Here is a 23,251-nt window from a genome sequence, read left to right on the forward strand (position 1 = left end):
GATGCTCCGCAGTTAGGTCTATCAAAGGAGATAGACAATGAGCACAAAGCTTCCCCCTGTACCCAAAGGCAACCGCAGCGGAAAAGGCACCGGCGAACAGAAACATGTTCCGCTGAAAAGCAGCCTGTCGCCCCAGGATAATAAATCCGGAAAACAAGGCCAGCAGGCCAACACCAGGATCAATACGACACACCAGGGCTTGCAGCAGGACCGTTAGTCCAATGGAGGAATGGAATGCGTTCGTTTCTCAGAGACAACGGATTGACGATTGCGCTCGCCATTTTTTTCGGCATATCGATCCTCGGCATGGCAGCGGCAGGCTTTGCAAGCTACAACGAAGAGCTTGCAAAACACGGAGAGGCTCCTCTCCCCCTCCTGCAATATTTGATAAGCGGACAATTTCTTTCGGCCCTTTTTGAAAACTGGGAGAGCGAGTTTTTGCAGATGGGGGTCTATGTTGTGCTGACAGCATGGCTCTTTCAGCGCGGTTCGGCGGAATCGCGTGACCCGGACGAGGAAAAGCCGGAGAAGGAGCGGATCGGGCAGCCGTCTTTTCTTTATTCGCATTCGCTGGGGCTGACGCTGTTCGGGCTGTTTATTGCCAGCTTTTTGCTGCACTGGTTCGGCAGTGCTCGTGCGTCGGAAATGGATATGGCTCGCCACGGTGCCGCTTCGACAGGTTACCTGCAATATTTGCTGGACGCCGAATTATGGTTTGAATCCTTCCAGAACTGGCAGTCGGAATTCCTATCCACGGCAGTCCTTGTAGTCCTCTCCATCTTCCTGCGCGAAAAAGGTTCGCCGGAATCCAAGCCCGTCAGCGCTCCTGACGAACAGACAGGGAGCTAGACATCTCCGGAAGGTATGTTTTCACCATTCGCGTATAATTGGTGCGGAGCGTGTCGAACGGTAATTTCGTTCGACACGCGCATCGCAGTCATGCCGCGTCTCTGAGATGTACGAACCGAGATCAGAAGCTGTTACGTTCGTGATAAGTGCGCAGGAAGCTCTGGATACGGGCGTCTTCAGGTTGATGCAGAATTTTGGCAGGAGCGTCCACGCCCACCAGTTCGCCCTTTTCCATGAAGGCCACCTGATCGGCGACATGGGCCGCAAATCCCATTTCATGGGTTACCACGACCATGGTCATGCCTTCGGCAGCAAGCGTCTTCATCACGCTCAGCACTTCACCAACCAGTTCAGGATCGAGCGCCGATGTAGGCTCATCGAATAACATCAGCCGCGGCTCCATGGCGATGGCGCGGGCGATGGCCACCCGTTGCTGCTGGCCGCCGGACAGGCGGGAAGGAAAGCTCGCTGTCTTGTCAGACAATCCCACTTTTCTCAATGCCTCGGCAGCGCGCGCCTCTGCTTCCGCCCTCGGCAGGCCACGCACGCGCAGCAGTCCCTCGGCGACATTCTGGAGCGCGGTCATGTGCGGCCACAGATTGAACTGCTGGAACACCATGCCGATGGAGCGGCGCATCTCCCGCAGCTTGCTGCCCGGCATCTTGCGGCCGCCGGGGCTGACATAGCCGATCATCTGCCCATCGATGCTGATCTCGCCGGAATCATATTCCTCCAGAAAATTGATGCAGCGCAGCAATGTGGACTTGCCCGAGCCGGACGGCCCGATCAGACAGGTGACCTTGCCGGGCAGGATAGACAGGTTCACATCTTTCAGCGCGTGAAAGGGGCCGTAGAATTTGTTGACCTTGCGGATCTCGACGGATGACGCGGCGAGCATCTTACGTCCTTTCAACCAGATGTTTCGTTATGCGCGCTTCCAGCCAACGGCCGGCGCGTGAGATTGTCTCGACCAGTGCCCAGAAAAACAGCGCCAGCACGAGATTTGCTTCGAGATAGCGGAAGGTTTCCGTGGACATGCGCTGCACTGAATACATGAGTTCAGGCACCGTGATGATCGACAGGATCACTGTTTCCTTGGTCAGAATGATCGAGAAATTGACCAGTGCGGGCAGGGCCGAAACGAGGCCGAGCGGCAGGAGAATCCGACGCACGATGGTTGGTTCCGACATGCCGATGGCTCGGGCGGCCTCCAGCTGTCCCGCCGGCACGGCGAGGAAGCCGGCGCGGAAGATTTCGGCGAAATAGGGGCTGCCGTAAACCGTCAGGCCTACAAGCCCGGCAGTCAGCGCCTCGAGCCGCAATCCGATCAGCGGGCCGCCATAATAGAGGACGAAGAGCTGCACCAGAAAGGGCGTGCCGCGAATGATCTCGATATAGGCCTGGATCAGCCAGGACACCGGGCGCGGCCCGTAGCGCTGCACGAGCGCAATGACAAGACCCAGCGCCATGCCAAAGAGAGTACCCAGCGCCCAGCACAGGATCGTCAGCGCAAAGCCGTTCGACAGGATAGGCCAATATTGTTCCAGGATCGTCAGGCTCATGTGGCGCTCATCCTGTGTTCGAGATAGCGCCCCACTGCGGCGAGGCAGAGATTGATGAGCAGATAGATGCACGCGGCTGCAACATACACTTCCAGAGGACGGAAAGTGGTTGCTGCCTGTGCCTGACTGGCGCGTGTGACTTCCAGTATGCCGACCACGGAAACCAGCGAAGAAGCCTTGACCAGCAGGATCATCTCATTGACAAGGGCTGGCAGTGAAAGCCTGGCCGCCTGCGGCAGGATGATCCGGGTCCAGATATCGCGCGGCCCCATGCCGATGGCGGTTGCGGCTTCTGCCTGTCCGGGCGGCAGGGCGATGATCGCACCGCGCCAGATTTCCGAAACATAGGCGCTGGAACAGATGCCGACCGTAACCACGGCGGCGACCAGCGCGGGAACATTGATGCCGATGACGGGCAGAAGATAATAGCAAAGCAGAAGCTGCACCAGCAGCGGCACACCGCGCAGGAAACTAACCCAGAGTGCAGCAAACCTGCGCAGCCAGACTCTGCGGGAAAGTGCCGCCGCGCAGATCAGCGCGCCGATCACCAGTCCCAGTCCGATACCCAGCAGGGATATCAGCAGCGTGAAACGCGCCGCCCAGAAGAGCGGCCCGAAACTGGCCAGGAAGGTCGAGGTGGAAAACATCGCTGCTCCGTTTGGTGGCGGGCAGGATTTCTCCTGCCCGCATGTCGTATCACTTGGTCGGAACTTCGCGAGGCAGTTCGGTATAGGTGCCCAGCCACTTCTCCTGAATGGTCTTGATGCGGCCGTCATCCGTCATCTTGAGGATCGCGTCATTCACGGCCTTGATGAAGCTTGCACTGTCGGCGTCCTTGCGAGCGACCCAGGCGAAGTAGGTCGGGTTGCCGAAGGTCGGCTTGTCGAACATCGCGAAGGTTTCCGGCCGTGTCTTCACCAGATAGGTGAGGTTGGGCAAGGAGCCGGCGACGGCATCCAGACGTCCGGCCGCCAGGTCGGCATAAGCCTCGTCGGTGGTGCCGTATTCCTTGACGTTGACGCCGCCCAGGCTTTCCCCGAAGGCCTGCAACTGCTTGAACTGTGCGGTGCCCTGCTGGACGCCGACGGTCTTGCCCTTGATATCCTCTGGCTTCTTCAGTTCGGTGTTGCTGGCAGCGTGCACCAGCGCCACCGTGGCGTCGGCGATCGGCAGGCTGAAGGCGTAGCGTTCGAGACGCTCGGGGGTGATGGTGACGGGCGCGATCACGATATCGAACTTCTTGACCTCGAGACCGGGAAGTTCCGCAGTCCACGGAATATCCTGGTAAACCGGCTCTGCGCCGAGTTCCTTGGCGACACCGTCGAAGAGATCCTTCGTCATGCCTTCATACGTGCCGTTGGTCAGCATGTCGAACGGCGCATAGTGCATATCGGTAGCTGTTTCGATCTTGCCCTTAGCCTTGATATCCGACAGCTGGTCGGCCATTGCAGGCATGGTCAAGCCCAGCACTGCGATACCGAGGAGGGCGGATTTCAATGTTCCCGAAAACGTCATTTTATTTTCTCCCAGATAAACTGCGTGGCGATGTTCGCCCTACAGAACGTTATTAAGCACATTTCACGCGGCGCCGGATATGGCCGCTCACAGAAAAGTCGAGCGGGATGATAACCGAACCCGTCAGGCCAGCATATTGCCGGAGATGATCATGCGCTGGATTTCGCTGGACCCCTCATAGATACGCATGATGCGCAGGTCGCGATTGATCCGCTCTATGGGGAAATCACGCGTGTAACCGTAACCGCCGTGTATTTGCAGCGCTATATCGGCTATTTTCCCGGCTGCTTCGGAAGCGCCGAGCTTGGCCATGGATGCTGCCAGCGAGAAGCGTCCACCCTGGTGATGCGCCAGATCGCGCTGGCGCGAGGCTTCCTGCGACAGCAAAAGTGCAGAATGATATGCAAGGGCCATATCGGCGATCATCCATCGGATGCCCTGCCGCTCCGACAGCGGCATGCCGCCGATGATGCGTTCTTTCGCGTAGGCGATGGCGGCATTCATCGCCGCGCCAGCAAGGCCGAGACATTGGGCGGCCACTTCAATGCGGCCATTGTCGAGCACCTGCATGGCAGTTCGAAAGCCCTTGCCCTCTTCACCGAGCAAAGCATGTTCGGGAAGCGTGCAGTCCAGATTGAGCGTGAAGACATGGCCGCCTTTGAGCCCCATTGTCTTTTCCGCCGGACCCGCCTCGAAACCAGGCGTATCCTTCGGCAGAATGAAAGCAGAAATGCCACGATGCGCCTTTTCAGGATCAGTCACTGCGTAAACCACAATGAAGTCGGCCACACCGCCGTTCGAAATAAAGCACTTTGTGCCTTTGAGATGCCAGCCGCCTTCTATTCGCCTGGCACGTGTCTTCATGTCCGCAGGATCGGAGCCCGCCGTCGGCTCGGTGAGCGCGAAGGCGGCGAGCGCTTCGCCGCTGGCAGCTTTGGGCAACCACTCCTGTTTCTGAGCCTCCGTGCCGCCGATCAGGATGGAATCGGTTGCCAGATAATGCGCTGTCAGTGCCGAGGCCGTGGACCCGCAGGCGGCCGCCACGATCGACACGGCTCGCAGCAGGGCCGGCGCGGAAATGCCGCTGCCGCCATAGGCTTCCGGCAAGTTGGCTCCCATCATGCCCGCTTCGCCGAGTGTGGCGATCTGCCGGTCGACAAAGCGCGATGTCTCGTCGGTTTCTGCCGCCAGCGGCGCAATCTTGTCAGCACATATCCGCTCCAGCACATCGCAGAACATGCTCTCTTCTTCGGCCAGCATATGCCAGGGATCATTGATCTGCGTCATGCGCGCTCCTTCAGTCCGAATTCCTTCAACACCGTGGCGATGTCGCCGCCAAGCCGTGGTGCGGCGGTCGCAGCGACGGGCTTGTGTCCATCGAAACGAACTGGCTGTCCAACCACTGGCGCCTGGCCCAGAACCGAATGGGCAAGCTGGGTAACAAGGCCGCGCGCGGTCGCATGTTCGTTATCAGCTGCCTGTGCGATGTTCCAGATTGGCGCCGCGGGCAGGCCTTCCGCCGCCAGCGCCGTCACCGCATCTTCAGTGGTCATGCTGCCCGACCATTCCTCGATGAATGCCTTTAGAGCCGGTTCGTGTTCGGTACGGCTGCTGTCGCTGGCAAAACGCGGATCGTCCGCAATCTCCGGTTTGCCCATGAGTTTTGCCAGTTTTCCAAACTGCCCTCCGTTCAGCACTGCGATTACCACCTCTCCGTCACTTGTCTTGAAACAGCCGAAAGGCGTGGATATCGGATGTCGGTTGCCGACACGGCTTGGCAGAACGCCGCTGTAGAAATGCTGGGCGTGACTGGTGGTCAACATCGAAAACAGCGCGTCATACATGGCAACATCGAGCGTCGCGCCATGCCCCGTCGCATTGCGCTGAACCAGTGCGGCCATAATCGACCAGCTGGCAAACAGGCCCGCGATCAGGTCGGCGATGCTTTCGCCGGTTTTCAGTGGCGCGCCGCCTTCTTCGCCGGTTGCTGTCATCAGGCCGGACATGGCCTGCACTACCAGGTCATAGGCTGGAAGGTCCTTGAACGGCCCCTCCTGCCCGAAACCGGAAATGGAACAATAGATGAGCCGGGGATTGGCTTCGCGTAAGGCGGCTGCGCCAAGTCCAAGCCGGGCGGCAACGCCCGGGCGGAAATTTTCAACGACTACATCCACGCGGGCTGCGAGTGTCTGCGCCAGTTCAAGGTCAGCCTGGTTTTTAAGATCGAGTGCTATGCTTTTTTTGCCGCGATTGTTGAGCGTGAACAAGGCACTTTCACCCTCCTTGAACGGCCCGACATGTCGATAGTCGTCGCCCGAAAGCGGTTCCAGCTTGATGATTTCCGCGCCCAGATCGGCGAGCAGTGCCGTGCAATACGGCCCCGCGAGAACGCGGGACAGATCGAGCACCCGGATTCCCGTCAGCGGGCCGCTCATATTTTCCACTCCTGGCCCGGGATTTCGATCCGTTCGATTCGATCGTCTTCGATAATGATGGAAGTACGTTCTGCAGGGAGACAGCTCCTCTGCTTTCCCTCCATACGCGCGGTGGCATGCTTCAAAATCTGCATCTGGGCTTGCTCCCGAAAGCCTCGCTATTTTTTGTGAGCTAATCATAAAAAATTGTATATGTCTAAACTTATTTCTTTATATGTTTAAACTTATCGATGCGGTAAACTGGCGGACACGGCGTGGGTGTTCGTATTGCGAAAGTCGGAATGGACATGTATCGTTCGGCGCTGAGCATGTTGAATTGCTGCTGTGTGTCCTGGGGATTGATGCAGGAGCGACGGCTGCAGGACGTAAATTCGATGCCAAACAGGCTAGCCAGCGACGTCCGGACTGCGAGGCGTCATGGGGTGCGAAATGGCATGCATCTTGACCATGATCGTATGATCGCTGATTACCTGATTTCTATCGGCGGATTGCAGGAGTGCATGTGATCGACAAGCGATCTGGCGGCCATCTGGGCTCAACGTCTCCAAAAGCACAGAAAATTGCCAGCGAAGTGCGGCGCCGCATCGTTGAACTTGAATGGCGTCAGGGCGACCGAATTCCGGACGAGGCCGATCTTGCGATCGAGTTTGACGCCGCGCGAGCGACCGTCAACAAGGCATTGCAGCTGCTGGCTGACGAAGGATTGTTGGACCGCCGCCGCCGAGCCGGTACTCGTATCGCGATTGATCCGGTGCGCAAGGCGACAGTCTCAATCTCGATTGTGCGTGAACAGGTTGAACAGGCCGGCATGGTCTATAGTTATCGCGTCGTGGCGCAGCGGAAAAGTCCGATCCCGGCAGAGGTTGCGGCGCGGCTCGGTCTTCCGGAAGGGGAAATTCTCGTTCATATGAGGGCTGTGCATTACGGCAATGGCCAGCCCTTCCAGCTGGAGGACCGCTGGGTCAATCTGCGCGCGTCACCAGAACTTGAAAAGGCCGACTTCTGGCAACTGAATGCCAATGAATGGTTGGTGCGCAACGCGCCTTATTTGAGAGCTGACCTGACATTTTCAGCCGAAAATGCCAATCGCCGCGATGCCAGATTACTGCAGACTGAACCGGGGCAGGCATTGCTGATCATGCACCGCACGACCTGGAACGCGCTGGGCCCGATCACGACCGCCCGGGTGGCGTTCCAGCCTGGCCATCTCGTAAGTACAGAAAAGGCTGCCAACCGAGGCTGATTTCGATCGCGTGCGGAAAACTGTGATTGACCACCTCGGCGAGGTAGACGCATCGGCCGGGGACCGAACTCGCTTCTGGCGAGACAGCCATTACAGTTCACGGCAGCGCTCGGTTCAAGCGCGCCTTGTACCATTGAGATCAGGCTGCTTCTTTTAAAATTGCGCGGATAGGCTGGGGTGCTGTGCCGAGATATCCGGCAACCATCCGGGTGATATGTTCCACAATATCCGCTTCATCGGAAAGGGAGTGGCCGCAGTCATTGAGAACGATGGCATGGGTCAACGTCTCCACAGTAGTCACGCAAATGAATGCGGCCGTATCCAGATCTTTGAGCTGAATGTCGTCCTTGCATTTTTCGAGATAATGCCGAACCAAATCCAGCGTATCCTTTCGGATGGCTTCCACCTCGGCGAGTTTTCCAATTCTGGGCACTTCTTCCTTGAAGATGCGGTGGAGATCCGGGTCGACGCGGTGTGCAGCGATCATCGCGCGAATTAGCTCCCGCATGGCGCTGTTCAGGTCGTCTGAGGCGCATGCCTGCATCGCGTTTCCCAACAGAGCCAGGATTTCACGATTATGTCTGGCGACGAGCGCAGCCACAAGCGACTCCTTGTTGGGAAAATACTGATAGAGCGATCCAATACTCACGCCTGCCACGGCGGCGACGCGATTTGTGCTGGTTCGAGCGTATCCTTCGCGCACCAAAACGCGAGCAGTGGCATCCAGTATCGCCTCGACAGTCATCCGTGATCTCTCTTGCGAGGCCGATTTTCTGGGGGTTGTGGCGCTGAACTTGCTCATATCCTCGATTTTCCTAATGCGAGTAGACAATGCGAGTAAACACTCACATATTTTGTATAAATCGTCAACAACAATGAACGTGAATAATATTTCGGCGATAAAGTGTCGAAATTGAACTTACCTGTTCCGCGTTTAAAATAGAAAACAAGAGTTTTGAAATATGATGAAGGTCGTCCGAGGATTTTTACTTGTTTCTGTGGTGGTACTCGCAGCTGGCTGCGTCAGTTCCGGGCAAAAAGACGTTTCCGTTGCAGAATGTGCTCTTGCAGGGCATGGTGAAACTTTCAAGGAAAAATGCAACGCGCCGAAACTGGGCTGGAAGGGCGCGAATGCGAGCGATTTCACCTTTAGCCACTAATCGACCGCTGATGGTCGAAAATCTCGGTACTCGGTAACCTGTCTCTGACAGCTTCACGAGGAAAGATGAAGCGTTTGCTGGGCAGAATGCGTGTCATTGATGGGAGAGAAGCCGGTGGAGTGGTCTGCGACTGTGCACACGATCATGCTGAAAGCATAACCAACAAGGTCGCCCGTCCCGCCTTCCGTCGTAGCCGGGCCGGAGAGGGATCATTCGCTGACTGCTTCGCCATCCTCCATAAGACACTTGTGGATGGCTGTGCAGGCTTCCTATCCGAGGATCAAATGGATGATTAACGTCTGTATGGCTTAAAAAGCCACGACGAAGCCGAAGTTTTGACCGAAATTCCGAAAACGATAAGGTCCTGCGCCGATTCTGTTCTGAGGAGATTTACAGTGTTCCAACGCATCCATGTAGCCGGGGCTGCCGCACTGCTCCTTGGTACTGCACTTTCCGGTATCGCCGTAGCGGGTGATGGCGGTGGGATCGACGCGATCCGGTTATCCTCTGGCGGATTGGCGGAAATTTCCAGAAAAGCCGTCCCAACGGCTGACGGAACGATACAGATCGAAGTGCCCTTCGACCAGGTCGACGACATTCTGAAAAGCCTGGTCTTGAATGGCAACGCTGGAACGATCGATCGGGTATCGCTCGCCGGACCAAGGCCTCTCGAGGAAACTTTCAAGGGCCTGCCGTTCACGCCTGAAACTTTAGCGTCAGCGCCTGCACTTCTCGCGTCCATGCAAGGTACGGTAGTATCGGTCACGAGTGGCGGAAAAACAGTGACGGGCAAGGTTCTTGGCGTGGAAACGCGCGACAGCGAGAAAACGGCGGAACGTGCACTGCTGACAGTGCTTGGCAAGGACGACCGGATTGACACACTCAAACTTGGCGACGATGCCGCGTTGACAGTCGAAGATCCTGAAATGCGCCAGAAACTGGCCGACGCCGTTGCGGCGACGGGACGCGCAAAGAATGACGGTGCACGTGTCGTTAATGTGCATATTGCCGGAACTGGTGGACAAGAAGTCCGGCTTAACTATGTGATCGCCGCGCCGATCTGGAAGACAGCCTATCGGGTGGTTGTCGGCAAGGACGCCAAGGCTCGTCTTCAGGCGTGGGCCATACTTGAAAATGCCAGCGGAGTAGATTGGAAAGGTGTGAAGATCGCGCTGTCCTCGGCCGATCCCGTTACGTTGAAACAGCGCTTGCATCAGCTCTACTGGAAAGAGCGGTCAGAAGTCGTCGTCAACACGGCGTCGGATAATGTGGCGGCACCCGATACAGGCAACTTGTTAAATCGAGTTCGGACGCGCGCCGCTTCCGATAAAAAAGCCATGATGGCGCCAGCCATGGAGACTGTAGCGGAGCAGGCGGCAGTAGCGCCGGCTCCCGCGGACTATGGTGGTGGGACAGGGGAGGCGGAGACTGGCGCAACTGCCACCGAAAGCGACACTTCAGCCACCTTCGATTTGCCCGGCAGCTACGATTTGACAAATGGCGATACCCTCTCGGTTCCTATTGCGGATGCCTCGGTGGAGGCACAGATGGTTTCTGTCTATACCGCGGGAAGCAAGCTGCGCCATCCGATTGCGGCGATCAAGATCAGCAATTCGACGGGCGCAAGCATGACGGGCGGTATCCTGACCGTTTATGATGCCAATGCAGGCTATATTGGTGATGCCGAACTCGCGGGCTTGCCCAAGGGCGATACACGCATGGCAAGTTTTGCCACGGACCGGAAAGTGACCGTAACCGAGGATCGCAAGCCAACGCAGAAGATCGTGGATATCAAAGTCGTGGATGGGGCGATCCGCACGACAGAAAAACTGCTGGAAACCACGACCTATACGATTTCGGGTGCTCTGGATGGTGAACGGACAATCGTGATCGAGCATCCGGTTCGTGAGGGCTGGTCGTTTGTATCGCAGGCAGAAAACGGTCGAACCGCCACGCATCACCGGTTGCAGACAAATGTTGAAGCGGGGGGCGAAGCTTCCATCACCGCGGTAGACGAACTACTCCTAAGTAACAGCTACACACTGGCTGACGCGGAACCGGACGTTCTGCTGGGCTGGTCGTCGTCCGCCAGCGACAAGGGGGTGGCGGAAAAGCTTGCACAGCTTGCCGAGGCACGCAGGAAGCAGGTCGATGCGCACAGGGAATTGGAAAAATCCAGTGAAGATATCCAACGCCTTGCTGGAGAGCAGGAGCGCATTCGAGAAAACATCGGTGCCGTCCCTGAAAATAGCGACTTGAAAACCAAGTATCTGAAAATTCTTGAAGAGAGCGAAACGAGTATCGCTCGGGCTGTTGAAAAGCGCGAAGCCGCCCAGAAAGTCACGGATCTTATTGATGAACAGGTGCGTGAGACGATCCGCCAATTTTGATTGGCCTTGAAGCTCGAGGGGCGGCTTGGCGCCCCCCAACACCCATTCGCGGTGCATACCGCGCGGTCCACAGCGTTCCCTGATGGAGGCGAACCACATCATGCGGGCATGGGTTGAAGCTATTGGGCGTGTGGATTTGGTCGAATAACCAATAGGTTCATTTCAGGGTCGACAAACCTGAAGTGCGCTACATATCAGCAGCGCTACTTTTCCATAACCAATTGATTTGTTTGGAGTTCGAATGGTGGGCGTGACAGGGATTGAACCTGTGACCCCTACGATGTCAACGTAGTGCTCTCCCACTGAGCTACACGCCCATTCGATGTGGCGCATACACCATATCGCGTTGCGCCCGTCAATGCCCTTTTATGAAGTTTTTTCGTCTTTTTGTTGATGACAAAACAAAGGGCCGCAAATCCACCGGATCGCCTCAGGCGGCGATCAGCATTTTTTCGATTTCATTCACCAGATCGCGCAGGTGGAACGGCTTGGAGAGCACCTTTGCGTCGCGCGGTGCGTCCGAATCGGGATTGAGCGCGACAGCGGCAAAGCCTGTAATGAACATGATCTTCAGGTCGGGGTCGATTTCTGTCGCGCGGCGCGCCAGTTCGATACCGTCCATTTCCGGCATGACGATGTCGGTCAGCAGAAGCGAGAAGGGCTCTTCCTGCAATCTTTCATAGGCGCTCGCACCATTGTCGAAGTGCGTCACGTGATAACCGGCTTTTTCCAGCGCCTTGACGAGGAAGCGGCGCATATCATTGTCATCTTCAGCTAGAAGGATTCTCTTCATTGTTCCGTCCGAATTCTGTGTCGTGTTCATCGCTCAAAAGCTGACCCTTAACGACTCAATATCCACCGTAGAAAACGCTTCTTTGGTAAATATGGAATGAATGCTCGCACGAATGTTAATTGTTATGGCGCGTATTTGGCAACAAGCTGTTCAGTGTGACAGGATTGTCGCATATGGACACCGGGAAGGGTTCGAAAGATTCGTCTTCCGGCCATTTGCGCGCATGGGCTGTCTGACGTAATTTGTTACGTTATTAACGTGGATCGTTGGCGAATGGCCTGACTATTGCGGTCGAGAACGGGTGAAGAATGAGTTTGGAGCGCGATTTTAGTCTGATACCGCCCTTCGAGATATGCGCTCCGGCGGAACAGCGCATTCCGTTCGTCTTTAATTCCCCGCATAGCGGGCGCTATTACCCGCATTCCTTCATCGAAGCGTCGCGTCTGGATGCCTTGAGCATTCGCCATTCGGAAGACTGTTACGTCGATGACTTGTTTGCTTCGGCGGTGCGGCTCGGGGCGCCCCTGCTCAAGGCGCATTTCCCGCGGGCTTTTCTGGATGTGAATCGTGAAGCCTATGAGCTCGATCCGCGCATGTTCGCCGAGCCGTTGCCGCCTTTCGTGAACAGCCAGTCGGCGCGCGTCGCTGGCGGGCTTGGCACGGTGCCCCGTCTGGTCGGCGAGGGCCAGTTGATTTATCCGGGCCGAATTTCCCTCGCGGAAGCATTTTACCGCATTGAAGATCTCTACAAGCCTTATCACCAGACGCTTGATGCTTTGCTTCAATCCACGCGCCAGCGTTTTGGTTATGCGGTGCTGATAGACTGCCACTCCATGCCGGGCGGCGCACGTCCCGGTGAAGTCGGGTCACGACCGGATTTTATCGTCGGCGACCGTTTCGGCCGTTCGTGCAGCGAAAGGCTGACGCAGGCTGCCATCGATCTCCTCCAGGACCTGGGTTACACGGTTGCGCACAACAAGCCCTATGCGGGTGGCTTCATCACCGAGCATTATGGACGGCCAGCTACCGCTTGCCATGCTCTCCAGATCGAGATCAACCGAAGCCTCTATGTGAATGAACAGAGCCTGCACAAGCTTGCCGGTTTTGAAACGCTCTGCACCGATCTCTATGGATTTCTGAGCGACCTGACATCCCTGCCGGATGATCTCTTTGTCGCGCCTCCTCTGGCGGCGGAATAAGCCGTTCCTTTAAGCTCCTCTCGCAGATAAAAAGAACCGCGCCCGAACGATACGAGCGCGGCCAAAGACTAGGGAGGAAATGCCCCGAAAGGCATAGACAGGAAAACCTGTCAGGAATTTAAATTACGTCTGAACGGCGCTAACGTCAAGAAAACAAGCATATTTTTTGAGCTGATTTTATCATGCTCATTATATAGGCAAAATTAGCATGGTTTGCACAAGCGCGCGCCATGCATTGGAAACAGGAGTTCGGGGTTGCTGATCGACAAGGCATTTTTTTCCGAAGTGGCTGCTGCTGCGGCTGCTGAAACGCTTCCGCGTTTTCGCCAACTGACGGAAATAGACAACAAATATAGCGTTGGCTTCGATCCGGTGACCGAAGCAGATCGCGCAGCGGAGCGCGCGATTCGGGCGGTGATTGGCGAGGCTTTTCCAGACCATGGCATTCTGGGGGAAGAATACGGACCGGAGAATACCGACCGCAGCCATGTCTGGGTTATCGATCCCATCGATGGAACCCGCGCCTTCATTTCTGGCCTGCCGGTGTGGGGCACGCTTCTGGGCCTCACCGTCGACGGCGATGCCAAGGCGGGAATGATGTCGCAGCCGTTTACCGGCGAACTTTTCTACAGCGACGGCAATGGCGCCTATCTCGCCCGCCACAGCGGTGAAGATGTGCCGCGCCGTTTGTCGGTGCGCAAGAACGCCGCCCTGGCCGATGCGACGATGTTCACGACGACACCTGCTCTCTTCAAGGGAGACAACCGCAGAGGTTTCGACCGGCTGGAAAATGCTGTCCGTCTGTCGCGTTACGGGGTCGATTGTTATGCCTTCGCCATGCTGGCAAGCGGCTTTGCCGATATTGTGGTCGAGGCCGGTTTGCAGCCCTATGACATCGTTGCCCTCATCCCGCTGATTGAACAGGCGGGCGGTGTGGTGACGCAACGCGATGGTGGCCCGGCGGAAAAGGGCGGTGACATTGTCGCCGCCGCTTCTCCCGAACTGCACAGGGCAGCGCTCGATCTGCTCAACAGCTAGCTAAATACCGGAGGCCACGGGTTCAATGGTCTCCGGCATGGTCTCGACTTCCGACGATCCGGGAATGAACGCATCGAAGGCAGCCCACAGCTGCTCCCGATAAAAATCGGCTTCCTGCAGCATTTCATGACGTGCGCCGGCAATCGTCGTCAGTGAGACATTGCGCGTTCGCGCCACAAAACGTTCGATCACCGGCGTGGAAACCACACGATCCGCGCCGGCGGCGACGATAAGAACCGGCACCGTTGGTCCTTCGTAGAAATCGGGCTGGTTGATCCGCCGCGATGTTTCGAGCGCGCTCCAGAGCCAGCGGGCTGTCGGACCGCCAAGCGCAAGGTCGGGGTGAAGACGTGGAATTTCCATATTCCGCATGAAGCGCTCCGGGTCGCTGGTCAGCGGATTGCCTGCAAAGGGGCGGGAAGCAAGCCTGCGTCCGCCGGAGGCATAAACCCGCCCGAGGCCGAGCCATCGAAAGGCGGAGGCGATGCGGCGCACGTTGTCGTCGCTGAGTTTTTGGCCATCGAGCCCCATGAAGGGTGCACAGAGCACCATGCGGCTGACACGGGATGTCAGCCTGCCCATTGAAGCGAGCGCCACGAGCGCGCCTGCGGAGTGACCGAGGACGTAGAAGGGCGGCGGACAGTCAGGCAAAGCGATCTGGCTCAGGATCAGATCGAGATCGTCGGAATAGTCGTCGAAACTGCGGACATAGCCACGCTGGCGATCCTTCAGCAGTCGGGTCGAGCCGCCTTGTCCGCGCCAGTCGAAAGTCAGGACCGTGAAACCGCGAGCACTCAGGTCGGCCATGGTTTCAAAGTATTTTTCAATGAACTCGTTGCGCCCTTGCAGCAGGAGCACCGTTCCCCGCATCGGCCTTGTCTCGACTTTCAAGATGGCATAGCGCAGCGTCTTGCCCCCATGTGCTTCAAGCAGTCCGGCTCTTATCCCATGCGGGACGGGATTCGCATCGGTTTCGAAAAGCAGTTCCGACATCCGATTGCGGGCCTTTCTGTTCGGTTGGGATATGCGCTGCCAGCATAATGGAGCAATTGATGACAAAAAGTAACCGGAAGTTCGAGAGCGAACTTCCGGTTCAAAGAACAGCCAGTGCAAGGGACGTTACGCCAGCTGATCTGTTCAGAAACATAGAGAGAGATCAGTAACCGCCCGGACGACGTTCGCCGACGATGCGGCCTGAATAGGCGTCGACCATAACGATGACACGACGGCCATTTGGCCGCGTGGCGCGGACGAAATAAGTGTCGCGGTTAAGGCGCATATCGCCGACATCATAGCCGCGGCGTTCCAGCGAGCGCGCGATACGGCGCGGGCTCATGATGTCGCGGCGACCGTAGTCATCGCCCCAGCCCGGGCGGCGGTCCGGGCCACCATCCCAACCGGGACGGGGACCCGGATAAGGACGCGGCGGACGATAGCCGTCATCATCGTAATACTGAACCTGAACGCGCAGGCCGCTATCGGCTGCGAGGGTGGGCGTCGCAAAACCGGTCGCGAAGGTGGCAAGTGCGGCAAAAGCAAGAACAGCTTTTTTCATAACCGTGATCCTTTGATGAACCCGCTTTGCAGCAGGCATGGTGGGACATTAGCCCCAAGCGGCTGAACGCTCGCCAAAGATGATGTTCATTTTGGGTTCATTGTGCGGCGAATCCTCAAGAATGTAGCCCCCTATCGATCAGGAGTTATTACGCAGCGTGACAGCCCGTGTTTCGTGAATCTTCGCGCGCTACTGGTCTTGAAATGAAAAAGAACCGTTCCCAAATGAGTTTTGCGGTCGCCTGGAAGGGGCCGCCGGCAACAAGGAATTCGCCATAAGGGAATTTCGCCGCCCTGCATGATCCCGGACGCGTCTGGCGCTGTTCGGAAGAGATCATGCTGAACAAGCATCTTGTCGCTCTAAAGGAGGGCTAATACATGCGTCACGTAGATTTTTCCCCGCTTTATCGTTCCACGGTCGGTTTCGATCGTCTTTTCACCATGCTTGATACGCTCGCTTCGCCGGAAGGTAACCAGTCCTACCCGCCGTATAATATCGAGCGCACGGGTGAAAACACCTATCGCATCACCATGGCGGTTGCGGGCTTTTCCGAAAGCGAACTCGAAATCGAAGCACATCGCAACCAGTTGACCGTGAAGGGTCAGAAGGCCGATGAGAATGCTTCCGATATCGGTGAAGTTCTCTATCGCGGTATCGCTTCACGTGCTTTCGAGCGCCGTTTCCAGCTTGCCGACTTCGTGGAAGTCGCCGGTGCGAGCCTCAAGAATGGCCTCCTGCACATCGATCTCAAGCGCGAAATCCCGGAGCAGATGAAGCCGCGCAAGATCGAAGTCACCAAGGCTGGCTCGGAAAGCGCCCAGCAGATCGAGGCGAAAACCGCGCATTAAAGCATTTCCAGCTGAGTACAAAAAAAGGCGGCGCTCAAAGCGCCGCCTTCTTTGTTTTCATGCTTATTGGAAAGCGTCAGGCAATCAACTCGGCGAAGCGGTCCACGTCTTCTTCCGTATGGGCGAAGCTCGTGACGAAACGGGCGAAAATCTCGCCGTCGCTGATGCGGTTCACTTCCGAATGCGGCGGGTTCCAGTCGTAGAAAATCGCTTCGGCATTGCGCAGGCGGTCATAGACCGACTGTTTCATGATGGCGAACACCTCGTTGGCTTCCGGTTTCCAGGCAAGGCGCATCTGGCTCGACGCATTGATATGGCCGGCAAGGCGCGTTGCGAGCGCGTTTGAATGACGCGCCAGTTCCAGCCAGAGATTGTCTTGCAGATAAGCATCGAACTGGGCGGCCACGAAACGGGTCTTGGAAAAAAGCTGCGCCGCGCGCTTGCGGATGAACGGCAGGTCCCTGGCGCGTGCAGGGTCCATGAAGACCAGAGCTTCGGCGCACCAGCAACCGTTTTTCGTGCCGCCGAAGGAAACAATGTCCACACCCTGTTTCCAGGTCATTTCGGCAGGCGTCATGTCCAGGGAAACGAGTGCATTGGCAAAGCGGGCACCGTCCATATGCAGTGGCAGGCCTGCATCTCGGCAGATATTGGAGATGGCGGCGATATGCTCGGGCTGGTAGAGTGTGCCGACTTCGGTCGCCTGCGTGATGCTGACGGCCATGGGCTGCCCGGCGTGAACGAAGGCCGGATTGAACCGCTTCAGTTCGCGCTTGAGAAGCTCGGGGTCGATGCGGCCATGTGCGCCGTCAATCGGATGCAGACGGGCCCCGCCGGTGAAATATTCCGGCGCGCCGCATTCATCCTCGATCACATGTGCCTCGCGGTGTACCAGCGAAACGCCGCCGGGCCGGTTGACGCTGGCAAGCGCCAGCGAGTTGGCGGCGGTGCCGGTTCCGACAAAGAATACGGCAACTTCACGCTCGAACAGTTCGTTGAACCGTTGCTCGACGCGCTTGTCGATTTCACTTGCGCCATAGGCTGCCGCAAAACCCGCAGCATGCAATGAAAGGCTCTCGGCGATTTTCGGATGGGCACCTGCCCAGTTGTCTGACGCAAAATGCACGTGTTCCTCCGGATGCGTTCAATCAGGCTGTCGCCAGCCCTCGTGTTTATGGCTGTCTACAGCATCGTTTGGAGAATCGGAATCACTTTTCGGAAAGCACGACGCGCCGATTTCATTGGGTTCCTGCGCTCGAGCGTATCCGTGGGCGCGCAACGTTCCGCGACAACGATTGGGTCTGCTTGTGATAAAAATGCCGTCACTCTGCCTATTTTTTAGGCATCAAAGAAGAAAACTGCGTGGGGCCAAACTGACGCAAAAGGCGCCAAACGCAATTTAAAGCCCACAAAATCACCGCTTTTGATATTTTATTACGGAAGTTGCCGAGAAAAATTGCGTTTCCATCTTGTGAGGCAATTTGAATTCTGTCATACGTAATTAGGACAGCAATGCTGTCCAATTAGAAGCTGATGCGAACGGAAGCGACGCAACGCTCTCCGAAAGTTTCAGAAAGAGGCGCCGGAACCGGCAGGCAGATCGCTTGGCGGTAACAGGCGCCCCGACCGCGACAGGAGGAATTCGAGTGCGCCGTTCCGGCGGGCTGGGTGTCGTCTGTCCAAGCCTGATGAGAATAAGGCGCTAAACATCGTTCCTCGCATCGGCTTTGCCGCTCGTCCGGAACCTCGTCCAACGCCTTGTCGATAAGGCTTCCTTTATATGCAAAGCAACGGCGGGATGGTTGTCACACCATCTCGGTATATACTGATCGCGCACCTCATGATGAGGGCCAAACGGAGGGAATGACGATGACGCATTTGACGCCATCTGTATCGACTGTGGTTTCTCACAACGTACAGAACGGAACGGTCAAAGCTGCGACGACCGCTTCCAACCGAACGACGCGAAAAACGAAAGCGGCGGGTTTGCCCGCAGCGCAAGGACTTTATGATCCGCGCAATGAACATGATGCGTGCGGCGTTGGTTTCATTGCGCATATGAAGGGCAAGAAGTCGCATCAGGTCGTGGAAAGCGGCCTCCAGATGCTGGAAAACCTCACCCATCGCGGTGCGGTCGGTGCCGATCCGCTGATGGGCGATGGCGCTGGCATTCTGGTGCAGATTCCAGATCGCTTCTTCCGCGAGGAAATGGCGCGTCAGGGCATCGATCTGCCGCAGCCGGGTCACTACGGCGTCGGCTATCTGTTCATGCCGCGCGATGCGCAACTGCGCGCCCATATTGAAGAGATCGTCAAGGAAGTGATCGCTGCCGAAGGCCAGACCTTCATCGGCTTCCGCGAGGTTCCTGTCGACAACTCATCGCTGTCCAAGGCGCCTGACATCGCCGCAACCGAACCGTTTCACGTTCAGGTCTTCATCGGACGCAATCCGATGCTGGAGACGGATGACGATTTCGAGCGCCGCCTGTTCGTTCTGCGCAAGGTCATTTCCAACCGCATCTATCAGGAAAACGACGGCGACGATAAGGGCTTCTATGTCGTGTCCATGTCGGCCCGCACGGTCGTCTACAAGGGCATGTTCCTCGCTTATCAGGTCGGAGCCTATTATCAGGATCTGAAGGACCCGCGTTTTGAAAGCGCGGTGGCGCTGGTGCACCAGCGTTTCTCCACCAACACTTTTCCATCCTGGCGTCTGGCGCATCCATACCGCATGGTTGCGCATAATGGCGAGATCAACACGCTGCGCGGCAACGTCAACTGGATGGCGGCGCGTCAGGCCTCTGTCGACTCGGAATTGTTCGGCAACGACATTTCCAAGCTGTGGCCGATTTCCTATGAAGGCCAGTCGGACACGGCCTGCTTCGACAATGCGCTCGAGTTCCTGCATCAGGGCGGCTACAGCCTTGCCCATGCGATGATGATGCTGATCCCGGAAGCATGGTCCGGCAACAAGCTGATGTCGGATGAGCGCCGCGCATTCTACGAATATCACGCAGCACTGATGGAACCGTGGGACGGCCCCGCCGCCGTTGCCTTCACCGATGGTCGCCAGATCGGCGCGACGCTCGACCGCAATGGCCTGCGTCCCGCACGCTATATCGTCACCGACGACGATTTCGTCATTCTGGCTTCGGAGGCAGGCGTGCTGCCGGTGGAGGAAAAGAAGGTCGTCAAGAAGTGGCGTCTCCAGCCGGGCCGCATGCTGCTCATCGATATGGAAGAAGGCCGCATCGTTTCGGATGAGGAAATCAAGTCGCAGATCGCGCAGAAGCACCCTTACAAGCAGTGGCTCGCCAATACGCAGCTCATTCTGGAAGAGCTGAACCCGGTCGAGCCGCGTGCGCTCCGCAAGGACGTAAGCCTTCTCGACCGCCAGCAGAGCTTCGGCTACACACAGGAAGACACGCGGATACTGATGGCTCCCATGGCCACGACCGGTCAGGAAGCCATCGGTTCGATGGGCACGGACACGCCTATCTCGGCCATGTCCGACAAGTCGAAGCTGCTCTACACCTATTTCAAGCAGAACTTCGCGCAGGTCACCAACCCGCCGATCGATCCGATCCGCGAAGAACTGGTGATGAGCCTTGTCTCCTTCATCGGCCCGCGCCCGAACATCTTCGACCTTGTCGGCACGTCGCGCCGCAAGCGTCTGGAAGTGCGTCAGCCGATCCTGACCAATGGCGATCTGGAAAAGATCCGCTCCATCGGTCATACGGAAGATCGCTTCGACACCAAGACGCTCGACATTACCTATAATGTTGGCGAAGGTGCTGCCGGTATGCATGGTGCGATTGAGCGCCTTTGCGACCGTGCGGAAGCTGCCGTGCATGGCGGTTACAACATTGTCATCCTGTCGGATCGTCAGGTGGGCCCGGATCGCATTCCGATCCCAGCTCTGCTGGCAACGGCTGCTGTGCACCATCACCTGATCCGCAAGGGCCTGCGTACGTCGGTTGGTCTGGTTGTTGAATCAGGTGAGCCGCGCGAAGTGCATCATTTCGCGTGCCTTGCAGGTTACGGTGCGGAAGCGATCAACCCATATCTCGCCTTCGACACGTTGCTCGACATGCATCGCCGCCGCGAATTTCCGCCGGAAGTCGATGAACATGAAGTGGTCAAGCGCTACATCAAGTCCATCGGCAAGGGCATTCTCAAGGTCATGTCCAAGATGGGCATCTCGACCTACCAGTCTTATTGCGGCGCCCAGATTTTCGATGCGGTCGGTTTGCAGACACGCTTTGTCGATCAGTTCTTCTTCGGCACGGCAACGAGCATCGAAGGCGTTGGTCTGGAAGAAATCGCGGAAGAAACCGTTCGTCGTCATACCGACGCGTTCGGCAACGACCCGGTTCTGCTGACCGCGCTGGAAGTGGGCGGTGAATATGCATACCGCATGCGCGGCGAGGCGCATTTGTGGTCGCCGGATGCGGTGGCAAGGTTGCAGCATGCGGTGCGTACCTCCAACCCGGAGACCTTCACCGAGTATACCTCCATGCTTGACTCCAAGTCGGCGCAGGCGAAGACCATTCGCGGCCTGTTCAATATCCGCTTCGCCGAAGAACGCGGTCTGAAGCCGGTTTCCATCGATGAGGTTGAACCGGCGGCGGAAATCGTCAAGCGCTTCTCCACCGGCGCGATGTCGTTCGGCTCGATTTCGCGTGAAGCGCATACCACGCTGGCCCGCGCCATGAATGTCATTGGCGGCAAGTCGAACACGGGTGAGGGCGGTGAGGAGCCGGATCGTTTCTATCCGCTGCCCGACGGCACGCCGAACCCGGAACGCTCTGCAATCAAGCAGGTGGCATCGGGCCGTTTCGGTGTGACCACGGAATATCTGGTCAATTCCGACCTGATCCAGATCAAGGTCGCACAGGGCGCAAAGCCCGGTGAGGGCGGTCAGTTGCCGGGTCACAAGGTTGATGCGACCATTGCCAAGACCCGACATTCGACGCCGGGCGTCGGTCTCATTTCGCCGCCACCGCACCACGACATCTACTCCATCGAAGATCTGGCGCAGCTGATCTACGACCTGAAGAACGTCAATCCGGCTGCTGATATTTCGGTCAAGCTGGTGTCGGAAGTAGGCGTCGGAACTGTTGCCGCGGGCGTCGCCAAGGCGCGCGCCGACCATATCACCGTGTCGGGATATGATGGCGGCACGGGTGCCTCGCCGCTGACCTCGCTCAAACATGCTGGTTCGCCTTGGGAAATCGGCCTTGCCGAAACCCACCAGACGCTGGTGCTGAACGGGCTTCGCTCCCGCGTGGCATTGCAGGTGGATGGCGGCTTGCGTACCGGGCGCGATGTCATCATCGGCGCGCTGCTCGGTGCCGACGAGTTCGGTTTCTCGACCGCACCGCTGATTGCGGCTGGCTGCATCATGATGCGCAAGTGCCATCTGAACACCTGTCCGGTGGGCGTGGCCACGCAGGATCCGGTTCTGCGCAAGCGCTTCAAGGGTACGCCGGAACATGTCATCAACTTCTTCTTCTATCTGGCGGAAGAGGTGCGGGCGCTTTTGGCCGAAATGGGCTTCACCAGGCTGGAACAGATTATCGGCGAAACGGAGCTGCTCGAAAAGCAGGCCATGATCGATCATTGGAAAGCCAAGGGTCTGGATTTCAGCCGCATCTTTTATAAGCCCGAGGCGGAGAAGCACGAAATCCACTGGACCGAACGCCAGCATCACCCGATCGAGGATGTTCTTGACCGCAAGCTGATTGCCGAGGCCATGTCAGCGCTGGAAGACCGCCAGCCGGTGAAGATCGACGTGGAGATCAAAAATGTCGACCGTTCTGCCGGTGCGATGCTTTCCGGCGAAGTTGCCAAGCGCTTCCGCCACAAGGGTCTGCCGGAAGACACCATCGCCGTTACGCTTCGCGGTACGGCTGGCCAGTCCTTCGGCGCGTTTCTGGCGCGTGGCATCTCGTTCGAGCTGATCGGCGACGGCAATGATTATGTCGGCAAGGGTCTTTCGGGCGGTCGCATCGTCATCCGTCCGCCGGAAGACACGCGTATCGTTGCCGAAGATTCCATCATCGTCGGCAATACGGTGCTCTATGGTGCGCTTGAAGGTGAGTGCTATTTCCGCGGCGTGGCGGGCGAGCGTTTTGCCGTGCGCAACTCTGGCGCGGTGACGGTTGTCGAAGGCGTAGGCGACCATGGCTGCGAGTATATGACCGGCGGCGTTGTCGTGGTCATCGGGCAGACGGGCCGCAACTTCGCGGCGGGCATGTCAGGCGGTGTCGCCTATGTGCTCGACGAGGAAGGCGATTTCGCCCAGCGTTGCAACATGGCGATGGTTGAGCTCGAGCCTGTGCCGGAAGAGGACGACATCCTCGAAAAGCTGCATCACCATGGCGGCGACCTCATGCATAAGGGCCGTGTGGACGTTTCCGCCAACATGACCCATCATGACGAGGAACGTCTCGTGCAGCTGATCGCCAATCACCTGCATTACACCGGTTCGACGCGGGCGAAGGACATTCTCGACAATTGGGAGAGCTATCGCCCAAAATTCGTGAAGGTCATGCCGGTCGAATACCGCCGCGCTCTGGAAGAGATGGAGCGTATGCGGATCGGTGTCGCGGCTGAGTAAGTGCTATCGTTAAAACGCAGTGCTTGTGCGCCTGGAATGGCGC

Annotated in this window: 20 protein-coding genes and 1 tRNA gene; 9 read left to right on the forward strand and 12 right to left on the reverse strand. The window is 57.5% G+C overall.

The features are described 5' to 3' along the window. Positions 1–37 precede the first annotated feature (37 nt). Complete coding sequence (locus tag JNC63_RS12385) at positions 38–217, forward strand: hypothetical protein (RefSeq protein ID WP_006469515.1); 180 nt, start codon at positions 38–40, stop codon at positions 215–217. Positions 218–234: 17 nt separating this feature from the next. Next, on the forward strand, positions 235–849 hold the full coding sequence (locus JNC63_RS12390) for a DUF6766 family protein (protein WP_006469514.1): 615 nt from the start codon (positions 235–237) through the stop codon (positions 847–849). Between the two features lie 121 nt (positions 850–970). Here JNC63_RS12390 and JNC63_RS12395 read toward each other — a convergent pair whose 3' ends face one another. The 6 genes from JNC63_RS12395 to JNC63_RS12420 form a co-directional block, all read right to left on the reverse strand. Then, positions 971–1,747 carry an amino acid ABC transporter ATP-binding protein gene (locus JNC63_RS12395; RefSeq protein WP_006473204.1) on the reverse strand — a complete coding sequence of 259 codons (777 nt, stop codon included), beginning with the start codon at positions 1,745–1,747 and terminating at the stop codon, positions 971–973. Position 1,748: 1 nt separating this feature from the next. Beyond that, complete coding sequence (locus tag JNC63_RS12400) at positions 1,749–2,411, reverse strand: amino acid ABC transporter permease (protein ID WP_006469512.1); 663 nt, start codon at positions 2,409–2,411, stop codon at positions 1,749–1,751. Beyond that, entirely contained in the window at positions 2,408–3,058 is a 651-nt protein-coding gene (locus JNC63_RS12405) for an amino acid ABC transporter permease (RefSeq protein ID WP_006469511.1), read from the reverse strand. The genes JNC63_RS12400 and JNC63_RS12405 overlap by 4 nt, the downstream gene beginning before the upstream one ends. A 49-nt stretch (positions 3,059–3,107) precedes the next feature. Then, positions 3,108–3,926, reverse strand: a complete 819-nt coding sequence (locus tag JNC63_RS12410; RefSeq protein ID WP_006473203.1) for a transporter substrate-binding domain-containing protein — start codon at positions 3,924–3,926, stop codon at positions 3,108–3,110. 123 nt (positions 3,927–4,049) lie between these two features. Continuing rightward, positions 4,050–5,213, reverse strand: a complete 1,164-nt coding sequence (locus tag JNC63_RS12415) for an acyl-CoA dehydrogenase family protein (RefSeq protein WP_006469509.1) — start codon at positions 5,211–5,213, stop codon at positions 4,050–4,052. Further along, positions 5,210–6,361 carry a CaiB/BaiF CoA transferase family protein gene (locus JNC63_RS12420; protein WP_063621244.1) on the reverse strand — a complete coding sequence of 384 codons (1,152 nt, stop codon included), beginning with the start codon at positions 6,359–6,361 and terminating at the stop codon, positions 5,210–5,212. Before JNC63_RS12420 ends, JNC63_RS12415 begins: the two co-directional genes overlap by 4 nt. A 502-nt stretch (positions 6,362–6,863) precedes the next feature. Here JNC63_RS12420 and hutC point away from each other — a divergent pair. Next, the gene (gene hutC, locus JNC63_RS12425; protein WP_006469507.1) at positions 6,864–7,604 is read left to right on the forward strand and encodes a histidine utilization transcriptional repressor HutC; all 741 of its coding nucleotides are present in this window, start codon (positions 6,864–6,866) and stop codon (positions 7,602–7,604) included. A gap of 139 nt (positions 7,605–7,743) precedes the next feature. Here the strand turns inward: hutC and JNC63_RS12430 are convergent, their stop codons facing one another. Continuing rightward, positions 7,744–8,406, reverse strand: a complete 663-nt coding sequence (locus JNC63_RS12430; protein ID WP_036592426.1) for a TetR/AcrR family transcriptional regulator — start codon at positions 8,404–8,406, stop codon at positions 7,744–7,746. 160 nt (positions 8,407–8,566) lie between these two features. Between JNC63_RS12430 and JNC63_RS12435 the strand changes: the two genes are divergently transcribed. Both JNC63_RS12435 and JNC63_RS12440 read left to right on the forward strand, forming a co-directional pair. Further along, entirely contained in the window at positions 8,567–8,764 is a 198-nt protein-coding gene (locus JNC63_RS12435; RefSeq protein WP_006469505.1) for a hypothetical protein, read from the forward strand. 335 nt (positions 8,765–9,099) lie between these two features. Then, a complete protein-coding gene (locus tag JNC63_RS12440; protein WP_081375262.1) occupies positions 9,100–11,154 on the forward strand; it encodes a DUF4139 domain-containing protein in 2,055 nt (684 codons plus the stop codon). Positions 11,155–11,396: 242 nt separating this feature from the next. On the opposite strand, the gene JNC63_RS12445 is transcribed toward JNC63_RS12440, so the two are convergent. Then, positions 11,397–11,471, reverse strand: a tRNA-Val gene (locus tag JNC63_RS12445). 113 nt (positions 11,472–11,584) lie between these two features. Then, entirely contained in the window at positions 11,585–11,947 is a 363-nt protein-coding gene (cpdR, locus tag JNC63_RS12450) for a cell cycle two-component system response regulator CpdR (RefSeq protein ID WP_002966536.1), read from the reverse strand. Between the two features lie 308 nt (positions 11,948–12,255). Here cpdR and JNC63_RS12455 point away from each other — a divergent pair, with 308 nt between their 5' ends. Then, complete coding sequence (locus JNC63_RS12455) at positions 12,256–13,146, forward strand: N-formylglutamate amidohydrolase (RefSeq protein ID WP_063621252.1); 891 nt, start codon at positions 12,256–12,258, stop codon at positions 13,144–13,146. Between the two features lie 255 nt (positions 13,147–13,401). Then, positions 13,402–14,184, forward strand: coding sequence for a histidinol-phosphatase (gene hisN, locus JNC63_RS12460; protein ID WP_063621254.1), 783 nt, complete (start codon positions 13,402–13,404; stop codon positions 14,182–14,184). On the opposite strand, the gene JNC63_RS12465 is transcribed toward hisN, so the two are convergent. Both JNC63_RS12465 and JNC63_RS12470 read right to left on the reverse strand, forming a co-directional pair. Then, positions 14,185–15,177, reverse strand: coding sequence for an alpha/beta fold hydrolase (locus JNC63_RS12465; protein WP_063621256.1), 993 nt, complete (start codon positions 15,175–15,177; stop codon positions 14,185–14,187). It abuts the gene before it with no gap. Between the two features lie 163 nt (positions 15,178–15,340). Beyond that, positions 15,341–15,739 (reverse strand): PepSY domain-containing protein, encoded by a 399-nt coding sequence (locus tag JNC63_RS12470; RefSeq protein ID WP_063621258.1) that lies wholly within the window; start codon positions 15,737–15,739, stop codon positions 15,341–15,343. Between the two features lie 377 nt (positions 15,740–16,116). Here JNC63_RS12470 and JNC63_RS12475 point away from each other — a divergent pair, with 377 nt between their 5' ends. Next, on the forward strand, positions 16,117–16,587 hold the full coding sequence (locus JNC63_RS12475) for an Hsp20 family protein (protein WP_006469490.1): 471 nt from the start codon (positions 16,117–16,119) through the stop codon (positions 16,585–16,587). A gap of 76 nt (positions 16,588–16,663) precedes the next feature. Here the strand turns inward: JNC63_RS12475 and JNC63_RS12480 are convergent, their stop codons facing one another. Then, positions 16,664–17,713 carry a threonine aldolase family protein gene (locus JNC63_RS12480; protein WP_374846374.1) on the reverse strand — a complete coding sequence of 350 codons (1,050 nt, stop codon included), beginning with the start codon at positions 17,711–17,713 and terminating at the stop codon, positions 16,664–16,666. A 743-nt stretch (positions 17,714–18,456) separates the two neighbouring features. On the opposite strand from JNC63_RS12480, the gene gltB reads away from it, so the two are divergent. Then, positions 18,457–23,208, forward strand: a complete 4,752-nt coding sequence (gene gltB / locus JNC63_RS12485) for a glutamate synthase large subunit (protein ID WP_063621281.1) — start codon at positions 18,457–18,459, stop codon at positions 23,206–23,208. The last annotated feature ends 43 nt before the right edge of the window (positions 23,209–23,251 follow it).

It is taken from the genome of Brucella ciceri (genome assembly GCF_041930145.1).
Classification (GTDB): Bacteria; Pseudomonadota; Alphaproteobacteria; order Rhizobiales; family Rhizobiaceae; genus Brucella; species Brucella intermedia.